Below are 14,539 nucleotides of genomic sequence, written 5' to 3' on the forward strand. Positions count from 1 at the left end.
TGGGTAGCGCGTTCTTTGAGGATAGATTTGGTGTCGGGGTCATCTTTGAAGTGATTCGCTAATTCTTCGACTGCTGCACGTCGCACATTCCAGTTATCATCCTGGGTAGCGCGTCCTTTGAGGATAGATTTGGTGTCGGGGTCATCTTTGAAGTGATTCGCTAATTCTCTGACTGCTACACGTCGCACATTTTCGTAATCATCCTGGGTAGCGTGTCCTTTGAGGATGGATTTGGTGTCGGGGTCATCTTTGAAGTTCTTTGCTAATTCTTGGACTGCTGCACCTCGCACATAATTGTGATCATCCTGAGTAGCGCGTTCTTTGAGCCAGGTTTTGATGTCGGAGTCATCTTTGAAGTTCTTTGCTAATTCTTCGACTGCTGCACCTCCCACATCTTCGTTATCATCCTGGGTAGCACGTTCTTTGAGCCAAGTTTTGGTGTCGGGGTCATCTTTGAAGTTCTTCGCTAATTCTTGGACTGCTGCACGTTGCACATTCCAGCTATCATCCTGGGTAGCGCGTTGTTTGAGGATGGATTTGGTGTCGGGGTCATCTTTGAAGTTGTACGCTAATAGTTTGAATGCTACACATCGCACAATCTGGTTATCATCCTGGGTAGCGCGTTGTTTGAGGATGGATTTGGTGTCGGGGTCATCTTTGAAGTTGTACGCTAATTCTCTGACTGCTACACCTCGCACAATCTGGTTATCATCCTGTGTAGCGCGTTGTTTGAGGATGGATTTGGTGTCGGGGTCATCTTTGAAGTTGTACGCTAATAGTCTGAATGCTAGATATCGCACAAAATATCCATCATCCTGAGTAGCGCGTTGTTTGAGGATGGATTTGGTGTCAGGATCATCTTTGAAGTGATTCGCTAATTCTTTGACTGCTGCACCTCGCACAATCTGGTTATCATCCTGGGTAGCGCGTTCTTTGAGCCAGGTTTTGGTGTCGAGAGATTCTTGCCAAGTTGTTGCAATTGCTGTGACTGCTTGAGCGTAAATTTCCTGAACTAGCTGAGTTTCTTCTTTATCCTGATAGAGGTTGTAATAGTACCAGAGGTCATATTTAGTTAAATCTTTTAACTGATTAAGCAATTTATTAGCCGTTAACGCAATTACTGAGCGGTTTCTCACCTCTACAAGACACTTAGCCGCTAAAAAGAGATTGACAAACTTTTCCTCTTCGCCATCTTGCACCATTAAATAATCAATAATCTCCCCAACAAATCTTGGCTCAATCATTCCCGCAATTAGCAGCAAGACTTCATGCCAACTTTCATCTTGCCAGTGTTTGCCAAAAACTTCATTCTTAAGTTCCTCAAGAGTCAGCGTTTGCGTTTCTTTAAACTGCCAGACAAACTCCCAAGCACAGAAATATTCTAAAAATGTCCGATGCACAAAAGCATAATAATCCGCACCCACGAAACATAACATAAAGTTGCGAGTCCGCAGTTGATTAATCATCACCCGCGCAGCATCTCTGGGTTTATCAAATTCTATGGTTTTGAGATAATCAGTCAGAACTTTGACTAAATCATTTTCATTAATCAAATTACCAGCCAAACCTTTCTCACCAGTTTGCATAATATAAGCAACCTGACGCAGCATTGCTTGCTTATCTTTATAATCAATCGTCTTGGGATCTAACCTCTGATCTTCTGTCAAAGCGCGTTCCACATCCCATTGATGCAGCAACACCCGCGATGCTTGATCGTAAAGTGTAGCTCTATCTCTTGGTAACTCTTGATTCCGATTAAGAATTGCCATCATCGTCAACAGCAGAGGATTTCCCGCCAATTCTGCAATAGATTTGGAAGCTTGAATTCCTCTTTGTAGCCGTTCCCGTTTTCTCACTTTATCAACTGCATCGGTAAAAGTTAACTCATGCCAACGGTAGATAAAATCCTGAATTTGTTCTGAGTCTAAATCTTGTAATATAAAGTGGCGAAACTCAGCATTAAGCAATCGTTGCGGTTTATAGCCAATAATCCGAGAAGTGACAATTACCTGCACATCAGGATAGTCATTAGTAAAGCGATGAATATCAGTAATTACATCCTCTCGCTTACCAGGATCAAATACCTCATCCAAACCATCAAACATCACTAAGGCATTACCAGCTTTTAATTTTTTATCTAGTTCGAGCTGATTGAGATGATGAACAGCACCACTACATTGATGAAAAAATTCTAGAAAATTATTGCACTCTTTATCTTCCCGTCGCCGCATATAAGTGCGTAATTCAATTAGCAACGGAATTGGTAATGATATAACATTATCCAGTGGAGACTCTGCCCAATTCAAAGCCAGAAATTGCAAGAATGTAGACTTACCTGAACCAGGATCGCCTAAAATCACAATATATTTATAATCTTGCTTTTTATTGACCACATCTAAAACTGAACGTATCGGCTGTTCAAAATAAACTCGTTTGTGGCGTTCTAATTCTTCTAATTCAACTTCTGCTTCTACTTGGTCACTTTCTCGCAGCCGTCTAAGATGTTCTTTAGGCAGTTCGTGAACTTGTGCTAAAACTTGATGAGTTTCCCGGACATTTTGAGCAGTAAAAATCCGCCATAATTTCAGTTCGTTATAGGCATAGCCGCTAGTATCTAAGCTATCTAACTTGAGATTGCCATAGCGTTCACAAATTCCTTCTTGATATTTAATTAAATTAAACTCTGGAACAACACCAGCAATTTCTTTAGTATTTATTTCAATATCAGATAAATTTTGTAATTCTAGGATATGGTGTAATTCTTTTGAATCTAAAAGAAGTTCTTGGACTTGTGTTAAATACTGTTCTGTAATTGATTGCCAGTTAAACTTAGATGGCAGAGGTTTTAATTGCAACCTGTTCCAACTATCTTCTAGGGTTTTAGCGTCTAGAGATTCACAATTAATATCAAAAGCCTGACCAAGAATTTCTGTAACCGACTTATCGCTGATAAATTTTTTGATATCTTTGGTGTACTCTTTAATCTCAGTTTCAGCAAGTTTGCAACGAACCTTTAACTGCTGCTGCATGAGTTGCAAAAATTCCTTTAAGGCTTTACCAGCAGCGATTTCTATGTCTTCCTTCTTAAGTTTCTGGAAAATCTTGCCAGGGATGCCTTTTAATAAATCTTTAGCCCAATCTTTAGCAGCATCCTTGGCTAAGTCTTCCAAAATGGGTTTAAAAATCAACCCGGCGGCCTGAGTTACACCCCACATAGCTAACCAGTCCAGCATAATACTCGCTTCTGTTGAGATATTGATTACGAGTATATCCACTAGCTAGAGTAATGTTTCCAGATTTCAGGGTAATTGCAGAAATATCACAGGTATATGAAGAACCTCTCTCTAAATCAATACGCTTGGGTTAAGGGCGACTGGCAAAAATCTTGGGTTTTCGAGACGCGATAAATCGCCGTCTCTACAAGTGTTTTGGTCTTATCTGAACTGTATTGCTCTCTAAATCTCTCTCCTAAAAGGAGAGAAACTTTGAATTTTCTCCTTTCCCGCGTCTTGAAAGGGGTTAGGTTTCACCTTGGTTTTTTAGATTAATTGCTAACTGCACCTATGCAATTTTCCCCACTGCACAATTACTCCAGCTATAACCACAAGCTGCCGCTAATTATACCAACGGATATGTGCGCTCAATTACCAAACGGATTTTACCAGGTTCAATCAATTTTTTAAGAAAAACCAAGTTTTGAGCGTTATGGTTTTTCAAATACCAATTTGGCTTATTGATAGGGAATAACGCTGCAAGCTCTCTGTACAAGGTTTTTTGGCTATATGCAATGATGATAATTCCGTTGGTTTTGATGACTTTTTTAGTTGGAAAGAGCGATCGCTATGCCTTTTTTTGTAACTTTTGGTTCACACATTTTTGCTGAGTTATAAAAAATATCAGTATATGTACTACATAAAGATATTTTAAGAAGTGTTTTCAAAAACAAGTACCCTGGGTAATCTTTGTTTTGGCTCTCGGAAAAATCGGCTAGCCGAGAGTTACGTGTCAGATACATCACTACCAGGCTAGAGAAAAGTTAAGAATGGTTATGTTTTCCCTAAACCAAATACCAATGCTCAGACGTATATTATCTGCGTCGCTACTTAGTTTGATCCCTTCAGTTGCTAGTTTATCCTTAGAGGTTTTTTCGCCCGCAGCGTTGGCTCAACCGCCTGCTGCCTCTGTTGAAACCAAGCTGAAAGTGCCTAGTAGCATGAACTATGCACCTTTCAATATTAACCGTTACTTGAAAATACCCCCCAACTTCTCCATCGCTGTTTATGCTCGCATTAGCAAAGCTCGCTTTCTGGCAGTTGCTCCCAATGGGGATCTTCTAGTATCACAACCCAGTGCGAATAAAGTACTAATTGTCCGGCCAAATGGCAGCAAAGACCCAATTATTTCTGACTTCGTAACGGGTCTACGCAAGCCACACGACATTGTGTTTCATAAGATAAACAACACCACATACGTTTATATCTCTGAAACTCATCAAATCAACCGCTTTATCTACAACTCTGGAGACTTAACCGCAAAAAATCGTCAAATTGTTGTAACTGGTTTACCAGACAGCAGCACATCTGAACTTAAAGGCGCTTATGGTCACGAACTGAAAAACATCGCTCTTGATGCCAATCACAAACTGTATGTGTCCATTGCCTCTACCTGCAATGCCTGTAAGGAAGATACTGTTAGTAACCCAGTGCGTGGTGCAGTTTACCAGTACAACGCAGATGGAAGCAATCGGCGGCTGTTTGCCCAAGGCTTACGCAATGCCGAAGGATTAGCATTTGTGCCTAACACAAATGACCTTTGGGTAGTTGTTAATAATCGAGATAACATTGCCTATCCCTTCAACGATGGCAGTGGCAATTACGGTAAGATTATCCCTTCCTACGTGGATAACCATCCACCAGAGGAGTTTACACGAGTCCGAGATGGCGGTAACTACGGTTGGCCATTTTGCAACCCCAATCCTGATACTTCAAATGGCGTGAACAATATGCCCTTTGACCGCGATTATCAGTTCAATGCTAATGGCAAGGTTAATTGCAATGCAATGGACAGGATTAACAAGGGTATCCAAGCCCATTCCGCTCCCTTGGGACTAACATTCTTACAAAATACCAACTTTCCTAGCCTGTACTCAAATGGGGCAGTGGCGGGGCTGCATGGTTCATGGAATAGACAGAAGAAAACGGGCTACAAAATAGCTTACTTTCCCTGGAACAATAGCACAAAGGCTCCAGAGCAGGAGATGGATTTAGTCAACGGTTGGCTAATTCCAGCAACACAAGAAATCTGGGGGCGACCCGTAGATATGGTAGTCGATCAACAAGGTAGTTTGTTAATTTCGGATGATTATAGCGGCACCATCTACAAGCTCTCCTACACGCCGTCAGCAAAGGTGGTTAAGGTCTACAGAGATGCTAATTTTGCTGGTTCTTCCCAGTCATTTCCCACAACTCCAGGAGTATACAAAGCCAACCAAGGTGACTTAAAGGTTGTGGGAAATGACGCTATTAGCTCGTTAAGTGTACCATCAGGTACCGTTATACGTGTCTGCCAAAATGAAACTGGTGGTCGATGCCGTGAGTTTAGCGCTGGTGATTATAAATCCGTTGGGGCTGACTTCGATAACATAATCTCGTTTATAGAGGTCAAGTAGCACCACTCGCCGGATTTGAAATTTTCCCCCTTCCCAACACGGGAAGGGGGTTTTTTGCTAAGGTTTGTAGTGAGCAATTCAGAAAATTCATTGCGATCGCTCAATCATGTTAGATTATAGTTTGTTGTTTCTCTTAAACACAAAATCCGACAGTTTCCTACCCATCTCCTCATTGCGGGAATGAAAAAAAAGGAGTTAAAAGTTAAGTTTTTTGAAAATTATGTGCAGCAATATATCTATTTCCGTTGCCTCATATCGCTTATCAGATAAGACTTAGAACCACAATTGAATATCATTGTCAAAGCAAAAATTAAATAAATATGAATTGCATTTTTACCCTGAAAAAAATGATATGTTAGATACAGAATTGAATTTCGCACGTTTCTGGAGTAGAACGATATAGACTACTCCAGTTTTTCACCCTCAAACCCTTGGCATTTACTGCTTTTGATGGAATTTGAGGGTAATCTGAGTACACATTTAAATAACCCAAACCCAGTTACAAGTAGATTAAATTCCTTGCTGGGATTGGGTTTTGACTGAGTACAAAGAAATCCTGAACCCCTATCTATAAACACTAGAACCCCAACCAAAAAATACTAGAACCCCTACCCGAAAAAAACTTTTTTAATTCTTGTAATGCTTGAAGAATTAGGTTTTTTAGTATCTGAGTACAAAAGTAATAAATCCAATAAATTCTATCCTAGATAGACATATCGCCTAGCTTCAAGACGGCTGATATAAATCTTTTATCGCCAATCACTTAACGCTCTGAAACAAAACAAAGCGAAAAGTGAGTGGAGGGATGATATAGCACCATGCCTGAAGTGAAGAGAAGTCGCGGCTGTAAGCACCAATTCTACCCAAGAACCGAACGTTGACACACACCAGCCGAACATCAGATATCTATCGCCTGTCTGACTTGAAAACAAGTCGCCCTCACCCAAGGGTTTGCAGGCAGTGTGGAAGACGCGACTTCAATTCTGGGCATGAAAGAGTAGCAACAGCATCTCCCACAGTGGCAGCCAAGTCCACCGACCTTTTGCGAAATTCAATGACATCACCGTCTACACGACTCCTCAACTCCAACGCTACGGAATCGCCAACCCAAGCAAAATCAGGTGGTTGCGGCTGCGATAGCACCACCAGCACCACCGTGGAAAGGGACGAAAAGCTCCAAGAACGCATTGCGAAACATCCCTGCTACAGCGAAGACGCTCATCACCACTACGCCCGGATGCACGTTGCAGTTGCACCAGCTTGCAACATCCAATGCAACTATTGCAACCGCAAATATGATTGCGCTAACGAAAGCCGTCCTGGAGTAGTTAGCGAATTGCTAACACCAGAAGAAGCCGCACACAAAGCTTTGGTCATTGGTGGTAAGATTCCGCAAATGACAGTTGTGGGAATTGCCGGCCCTGGCGACCCATTGGCAAACCCAGAAAAAACCTTCCGCACATTTGAGTTGATTGCAGCACAAGCACCAGACATCAAGCTTTGCTTATCAACCAATGGTTTAATGCTGCCAGACTACATCGATCGCATTAAACAATTAAATATAGATCACGTGACGATTACCATTAACATGGTAGATCCAGAGATCGGTGCTAAGATTTATCCTTGGGTTCACTACAGACGCAAGCGTTACAGAGGTATTGAAGGCGCGAGAATCCTCCACGAAAGACAGATGGAAGGATTGCAAGCCCTGAAAGATGCTGACATCTTGTGCAAAGTCAACTCCGTGATGATTCCCGGAATTAATGACCATCACTTAGTCGAAGTGAATCGAGTCATCCGTGAGAAAGGTGCATTCTTGCACAACATCATGCCATTGATTTCTGCACCAGAACATGGCACACACTTCGGTTTAACCGGTCAACGCGGCCCCACACCCAAAGAACTCAAAGAAGTTCAAGACAACTGCTCTGGTAACATGAAAATGATGCGTCACTGTCGCCAGTGTCGTGCCGATGCAGTCGGATTGTTGGGAGAAGACCGCAGTCAAGAGTTTTCCAAAGAGAAATTCTTGGAAATGGCTCCCGAATATGACATGGAACAACGCGCTACTGTTCACGAAGGAATTGAGAAGTTTAAAGAAGAACTTAAAGTAGCCAAAGATAAAGCGCTAGCTGGCAAGAAAGTTGCCAATAGTCCGAAAGTTTTAGTTGCAGTAGCAACCAAAGGCGGCGGATTAGTTAACCAACACTTCGGTCATGCGAAAGAATTCCAAATTTACGAAGTGGGTGGAAACGAAGTTCGCTTTATCGGTCATCGCAAAATTGACCAGTACTGCCAAGGTGGATACAGCGAAGAAGCTTCTTTTGAGCATATTATGAAAGCGATCGCAGATTGCAAAGCAGTTTTAGTTTCCAAGATTGGTAACTGTCCTCAAGAAAAATTGCAAGAAGCTGGAATCAAGACTGTTGAAGCTTACGACGTAATTGAAAAGGTTGCTTTAGAGTTCTACGAGCAATACGTTAAGGAATTAGAGAATAGGGAATAGGGAATAGGGAGTAGGGAGTAGGGAATTTTAATATTCACCACTCCCCACTCACCACCACTCACCACTCCCCACTCCCCGCACCCAAAAGGAGAATAAATCATGGCTTACAAAATTCTTACTAGCCAGTGTATTTCCTGCAATCTCTGTCTAACGGTATGTCCGACAAATGCAATTAAAGTGGTTGATGGACAGCACTGGATTGACCCTGAACTTTGTACAAACTGCGTTGGTAGCATTCATACCGTGCCTCAGTGTAAAGCTGGTTGTCCCACCTGCGACGGTTGCGTTAAGCAGCCTAGCGATTATTGGGAAGGCTGGTTTACCAATTACAATCACGTAGTTGCTAAATTAACAAATAAACAAGATTACTGGGAACGTTGGTTTAAAACCTATTCTCAGAAATACTCTGAGCAGTTGCAAAAGCGTCAATCCCAAACAATGGGATCTGAATCTTAATTAAATAATTCCTAATTTGTAATTGAAGACAACAATGCAAAATAACTGCATCTATCTTGATAATAATGCTACCACTAAGGTAGACCCAGAAGTTATAGAGGTAATGCTACCTTACCTCACAGATTATTACGGCAATCCCTCCAGTATGCATACCTTTGGTGGGCAAGTCGGTAAAGCAGTGAGAACCGCAAGAGAACAACTTGCAGCCATCCTGGGAGCCGATGAGTCTGAAATTGTCTACACAAGTTGTGGAACTGAGGGAGATAACGCGGCGATTCGAGCCGCACTGTTAGCACAACCAGAAAAGCGACATATCGTCACTACCCAAGTTGAACATCCAGCAGTACTCAATGTCTGCAAACAATTAGAAACCCAAGGTTATAGTGTTACCTATTTATCAGTAAATAATCAAGGGCAGCTCGATCTAGATGAACTAGAAGCTTCCTTGACGGGTAACACCGCCTTGGTGACAATTATGTATGCGAATAACGAAACCGGCACGGTTTTCCCGATTGAGCAAATTGGGTTGCGCGTCAAAGAATCTGGCGCTATCTTCCATGTAGATGCGGTGCAAGCAGTGGGAAAAATTCCCTTGAATATGAAGACTAGCACCGTGGATATGTTAACTCTGTCTGGTCACAAGCTACACGGGCCGAAAGGAATTGGTGCTTTATATATCCGCCGTGGGGTTCGGTTCCGTCCCTTCATGATTGGGGGACACCAAGAACGCGGACGGAGAGCGGGAACAGAGAATGTTCCAGCAATTATCGCCTTGGGCAAAGCTACGGAACTAGAACTGTTACACTTGGAAGAAGCGACTGCAAGAGAAAGAAAGCTGCGCGATCGCCTCGAACAAACTTTACTAGCTAAAATTCCCGATTGTGTAGTTAATGGCGACGTTACGCAGAGATTGCCAAACACAACCAATATCGGCTTCAAGTACATCGAAGGTGAAGCAATCCTACTGTTATTGAACAAATACGGTATCTGTGCATCATCCGGTTCTGCTTGTACCTCCGGTTCTTTAGAACCCTCCCACGTCCTGCGGGCAATGGGCTTACCCTACACAACTTTGCATGGTTCAATTCGCTTCAGTCTTTGTCGCTACACCACAGAAGCCGAAATCGATCAAGTCATAGAGGTAATGCCCAGTATTGTAGAACGTTTACGCGCCCTCTCTCCCTTCAAAAATGATGATGCAGGTTGGTTGCAAGGACAAGAACAAGCACTAGCGCATCGTTAATTAATTAGGGAGTAGGGAGTAAGGAATAGGGAATAAAGAATTTACTACTCCCCACTCCCCACTCAGCACTCAGCACTCATTACTCAGCACTTAATAATATGTGGGACTACACCGATAAAGTATTAGAACTGTTTTACGATCCCAAAAATCAGGGAGAAATTGAAGAAACGGGCGAAGCTGGAGTTAAGGTTGCAACGGGTGAAATCGGCAGCATTGCTTGCGGTGATGCTCTGAGATTGCACCTGAAAGTGGAAGTAGAATCTGATAAGATTCTAGATGCTCGGTTTCAAACCTTTGGTTGTACTAGTGCGATCGCATCTTCTAGTGCATTAACCGAAATGGTTAAAGGTTTAACCTTAGATGAAGCCCTGAAAGTGTCCAACAAAGACATTGCAGATTACCTGGGTGGTTTACCAGAAGCAAAGATGCACTGCTCTGTGATGGGACAAGAAGCGCTAGAAGCCGCTATCTATAATTATCGTGGCATACCTCTAGCTACCCACGATGATGACGATGAAGGTGCATTAGTTTGCAGTTGCTTTGGCATCAGCGAATCTAAAATTCGTCGCGTGATTCTAGAAAATCATCTCACGGATGCCGAGCAAGTAACAAATTATGTGAAAGCTGGTGGCGGATGCGGTTCCTGTCTGGCGAACATTGATGATATTATTAGATCAGTTCAACAGGAATACGCCTCACCTGCTCTCAACAATTACGGCGTAAAAGTTGCCACAGAAATTGTTACATCTAAGGAACGAGCGCTAACAAACGTCCAAAAGATTGCTCTCATTCAAAAGGTTCTTGATGAAGAAGTCAGACCCGTACTGATTGCAGACGGGGGAGATGTAGAACTCTATGATGTAGAAGGCGATCGCGTTAAAGTTGTGCTGCAAGGTGCTTGTGGTTCCTGTTCTAGTAGTACAGCAACTCTCAAAATTGCGATCGAAGCCAGATTACAAGATCGTGTCAGCAAGAGCCTTGTAGTCGAAGCAGTTTAGGAATTGCTGTAGGACTTATCGTACTCTACAAATACGCCCTAATATGCCTTCAGCCAGGAACAGAAAGTAGGATTTGAACCGAATCATTGTCTCCACTCGATGCTTCATACCAATTCTTTCTTAATTACGAACTTGTACTGAGCGTAGTCGAAGTATTACGAATTGGTATCAGTCCTACCACTATGACGGCTAACAGCATATAGGCCAAGAGATTAAGCGCCTACTTGCAAATTTCATCATCCAACTCGCTTCAAAGGAGACAAGTATGAGCACATTGTACGACAATATTGGTGGACAACCGGCTATTGAACAAGTAGTAGATGAACTCCACAAACGGATTGCCACAGACAGCCTCCTCGCTCCCGTTTTTGCTGGTACAGACATGGCGAAGCAACGCAATCATCTAGTTGCTTTCTTAGCTCAAATATTTGAAGGGCCAAAGCAATACGGCGGTCGTCCAATGGACAAAACCCACGCAGGATTGAATTTACAGCAACCACACTTCGATGCGATCGCCAAGCATCTCGGTGAAGCAATGGCTGTGCGTGGAGTGTCAGCAGAAAACACCAAAGCTGCACTAGATCGCGTCACAAACATGAAGGGCGCTATTTTGAACAAGTAATAGGACTTATGCATTGATTGTTGACAAATAACAACATCAAGTCCTATGGAATCTTGCAAGCTGAAACACATTATGACGTATTTGTAAATTGCGTAATTTTCTTTGTTCTTTGTCAAAACAAATGACAAAGGACAAAGGACAAACAACCAAAAGAAAAAAATTTTAACGAGGACGATCAATGTACTTACTTTCAATAACTTGGGCTGTGGAGCGATCGCCCCCAGCAGGCATTTATGCCAACGCTACCAACGATGCTCTACACGCGCTCACTACTGTCGCTCAACTGGCGTGAACGCAACTGACAAACGCACAGACCCACCAACCAACCAATTGCAGGGAAACACGAACAATGACAGAAGAAAACATTAGACAGATAGCTTTCTACGGTAAAGGCGGTATTGGTAAATCTACCACCTCTCAAAATACCTTGGCAGCTATGGCAGAAATGGGTCAACGCATCCTCATCGTCGGTTGCGACCCTAAAGCTGACTCCACCCGTTTGATGCTGCACAGCAAAGCTCAAACAACCGTTCTTCACCTCGCCGCAGAACGTGGTGCAGTAGAAGATATCGAACTCGAAGAAGTAATGTTAACCGGTTTCCGTAACGTTCGTTGCGTAGAATCTGGTGGGCCAGAACCCGGCGTAGGTTGCGCTGGTCGTGGTATTATCACCGCCATCAACTTCTTAGAAGAAAATGGTGCTTACCAAGACCTAGACTTCGTATCTTACGACGTATTAGGTGACGTTGTATGTGGTGGTTTCGCAATGCCTATCCGCGAAGGTAAGGCACAAGAAATCTACATCGTGACATCTGGTGAAATGATGGCGATGTATGCTGCTAACAACATCGCTCGCGGTGTTCTTAAGTATGCTCACACCGGTGGCGTGCGTTTGGGTGGTTTGATTTGTAACAGCCGTAACACAGACCGAGAAATCGAATTGATCGAAACCTTGGCAAAACGGTTGAACACCCAAATGATTCACTACGTACCACGTGACAACATTGTTCAACACGCTGAATTGCGCCGCATGACCGTTAACGAGTACGCACCAGAAAGCAACCAAGCTAACGAATATCGGACATTGGCTACCAAGATCATCAACAACAAAAACCTGGCTATTCCTACACCCATCGAAATGGAAGAACTAGAAGAATTGTTGATTGAATTCGGTATTCTCGAAAGCGAAGAAAATACTGCTAAGTTAGTTGCTCAGACTGCTGCTGAATAAAGCTCCTGTAGTCAAGTAGTAACTGCTAAGAAATAACGATTTAGCACAAGGAAAAAGGAAGAGTTCCATATCTTACCTTTTCCTCTCTCTTTTGCATCTCCCCCCTAATTCTTAGAGGGGACTCCTAGTCCCCCTATGCCCCGATCCTTACGAGTCACAGAGGCTAAATATGACACCTCCAGAAAATCAAAACATCATCGAAGAAAGAAAAGAACTAATTAAAGAAGTTCTCAGTGCGTACCCAGACAAAGCTGCTAAAAAGCGCGAAAAGCACTTAAGTGTATACGAAGAAGGTAAGTCCGATTGCGGCGTTAAATCTAACATCAAATCCCTTCCTGGGGTAATGACCGCTCGTGGTTGTGCTTACGCCGGTTCTAAAGGTGTGGTTTGGGGTCCTATTAAGGACATGATCCACATCAGCCACGGGCCTGTAGGTTGCGGTTACTGGTCTTGGTCTGGTCGTCGTAACTACTACATCGGCACCACAGGTATTGATACCTTTGGTACCATGCACTTCACCTCTGACTTCCAAGAAAGAGATATCGTGTTTGGTGGTGACAAGAAACTTGTCAAGCTCATCCAAGAACTTGATGTACTTTTCCCACTCAACCGTGGTGTTTCCATTCAATCTGAATGCCCCATCGGTCTAATTGGGGATGATATCGAAGCAGTTGCTCGGAAGACATCGAAAGAAATCGGCAAGCCAGTTGTACCTGTGCGTTGCGAAGGCTTCCGGGGTGTTTCCCAATCTTTGGGACACCACATTGCTAACGACATGGTTCGTGACTGGGTATTCACCAGATCCGACCAAGCGAAAAAAGACGGTACACTCAAGTTTGAAGGTACTCCTTATGATGTAGCCATCATTGGTGACTACAACATCGGTGGAGATGCTTGGGCTAGCCGCATCCTGTTAGAAGAAATCGGCTTGCGCGTAGTCGCTCAGTGGTCAGGTGATGGCACCATCAACGAAATGTTGATGACCCCCAATGTGAAGATGAACCTCATCCACTGTTACCGGTCGATGAACTACATCAGCCGTCACATGGAAGAAGCTTATGGTATACCCTGGTTGGAATACAACTTCTTCGGCCCCACCAAGATTGCTGAATCTTTACGGGAAATCGCTTCTAAGTTTGACGAAACAATCCAAGCAAACGCTGAGAAAGTTATCGCCAAGTATCAGCCCACAATGGATGCGGTAGTTGCTAAGTACCGCCCCCGTTTGGAAGGTAAGACCGTTGCCATCATGGTTGGTGGTCTACGTCCTCGCCACGTTGTCCCAGCTTTCCAAGACTTGGGCATGAAGATGATTGGTACAGGTTATGAGTTCGCTCATAATGACGATTACAAACGTACCACTCACTACATCGAAAACGGCACCATCGTTTATGACGACGTTACCGCTTACGAATTCGAGGAATTTATCAAAGCGCTGAAGCCTGACCTAGTTGCTTCTGGTGTGAAAGAGAAGTACGTTTTCCAAAAGATGGGTCTTCCTTTCCGTCAAATGCACTCTTGGGATTACTCCGAACCTAGCGATCGCTCTTCAACATCATATAATGCAAGGTTTTTTCGCGTTGAGAGAAAAAAGAGCCTATTTCTAGCCTAAATGCCCGTTGCAGGGTTATCTAAGAACAATCTGTTTTTATCCTTCATACAATATAATTCTTATGCAGTCTCGTTTTTAGATTTTGCTTGCATTTTTCTCAAAGAAAAGCTGTAAGATAAAAGACTATTTTAAATGACGATTTTTTAGATTAAATGGTGCGATCATCTTCATTTAAAAATTATGATCATTAAGGAATGGAGGAT

Annotated in this window: 9 protein-coding genes; 8 read left to right on the forward strand and 1 reads right to left on the reverse strand. The window is 43.1% G+C overall.

Annotation, left to right across the window (positions count from 1 at the left end; genetic code table 11):
• A partial coding sequence (locus V7K69_RS02675) for a HEAT repeat domain-containing protein (RefSeq protein ID WP_335031180.1) occupies positions 1–3,233 on the reverse strand: 3,233 nt, incomplete at its 3' end.
• Positions 3,234–4,072: 839 nt separating this feature from the next.
• Here V7K69_RS02675 and V7K69_RS02680 point away from each other — a divergent pair.
• The 8 genes from V7K69_RS02680 (at position 4,073) to nifD (ending at position 14,336) form a co-directional block, all read left to right on the forward strand.
• Positions 4,073–5,668 carry a PQQ-dependent sugar dehydrogenase gene (locus V7K69_RS02680; protein WP_335031182.1) on the forward strand — a complete coding sequence of 532 codons (1,596 nt, stop codon included), beginning with the start codon at positions 4,073–4,075 and terminating at the stop codon, positions 5,666–5,668.
• A 1,054-nt stretch (positions 5,669–6,722) separates the two neighbouring features.
• Positions 6,723–8,174, forward strand: a complete 1,452-nt coding sequence (gene nifB / locus V7K69_RS02685) for a nitrogenase cofactor biosynthesis protein NifB (protein ID WP_335031224.1) — start codon at positions 6,723–6,725, stop codon at positions 8,172–8,174.
• A 99-nt stretch (positions 8,175–8,273) separates the two neighbouring features.
• The gene (locus V7K69_RS02690) at positions 8,274–8,630 is read left to right on the forward strand and encodes a 4Fe-4S binding protein (protein WP_335031185.1); all 357 of its coding nucleotides are present in this window, start codon (positions 8,274–8,276) and stop codon (positions 8,628–8,630) included.
• Positions 8,631–8,664: 34 nt separating this feature from the next.
• Positions 8,665–9,873, forward strand: a complete 1,209-nt coding sequence (gene nifS, locus V7K69_RS02695; RefSeq protein ID WP_335031187.1) for a cysteine desulfurase NifS — start codon at positions 8,665–8,667, stop codon at positions 9,871–9,873.
• A 98-nt stretch (positions 9,874–9,971) separates the two neighbouring features.
• A complete protein-coding gene (gene nifU / locus V7K69_RS02700) occupies positions 9,972–10,871 on the forward strand; it encodes a Fe-S cluster assembly protein NifU (RefSeq protein ID WP_094349931.1) in 900 nt (299 codons plus the stop codon).
• Positions 10,872–11,136: 265 nt separating this feature from the next.
• Complete coding sequence (locus V7K69_RS02705) at positions 11,137–11,493, forward strand: globin domain-containing protein (RefSeq protein WP_118163828.1); 357 nt, start codon at positions 11,137–11,139, stop codon at positions 11,491–11,493.
• Between the two features lie 349 nt (positions 11,494–11,842).
• Complete coding sequence (gene nifH / locus V7K69_RS02710) at positions 11,843–12,724, forward strand: nitrogenase iron protein (RefSeq protein ID WP_179064204.1); 882 nt, start codon at positions 11,843–11,845, stop codon at positions 12,722–12,724.
• A 169-nt stretch (positions 12,725–12,893) separates the two neighbouring features.
• On the forward strand, positions 12,894–14,336 hold the full coding sequence (gene nifD, locus V7K69_RS02715; protein ID WP_335031190.1) for a nitrogenase molybdenum-iron protein alpha chain: 1,443 nt from the start codon (positions 12,894–12,896) through the stop codon (positions 14,334–14,336).
• The last annotated feature ends 203 nt before the right edge of the window (positions 14,337–14,539 follow it).

The organism is Nostoc sp. (assembly GCF_036917775.1).
GTDB lineage: Bacteria > Cyanobacteriota > Cyanobacteriia > Cyanobacteriales > Nostocaceae > Nostoc.

Coding starts and splice junctions, on each gene's coding strand:
- V7K69_RS02680 (WP_335031182.1), top strand. CDS start 4,073: ATGCTCAGACGTATATTATCTGCGTCGCTACTTAGTTTGATCCCTTCA.
- nifB (WP_335031224.1), top strand. CDS start 6,723: ATGACATCACCGTCTACACGACTCCTCAACTCCAACGCTACGGAATCG.
- V7K69_RS02690 (WP_335031185.1), top strand. CDS start 8,274: ATGGCTTACAAAATTCTTACTAGCCAGTGTATTTCCTGCAATCTCTGT.
- nifS (WP_335031187.1), top strand. CDS start 8,665: ATGCAAAATAACTGCATCTATCTTGATAATAATGCTACCACTAAGGTA.
- nifU (WP_094349931.1), top strand. CDS start 9,972: ATGTGGGACTACACCGATAAAGTATTAGAACTGTTTTACGATCCCAAA.
- V7K69_RS02705 (WP_118163828.1), top strand. CDS start 11,137: ATGAGCACATTGTACGACAATATTGGTGGACAACCGGCTATTGAACAA.
- nifH (WP_179064204.1), top strand. CDS start 11,843: ATGACAGAAGAAAACATTAGACAGATAGCTTTCTACGGTAAAGGCGGT.
- nifD (WP_335031190.1), top strand. CDS start 12,894: ATGACACCTCCAGAAAATCAAAACATCATCGAAGAAAGAAAAGAACTA.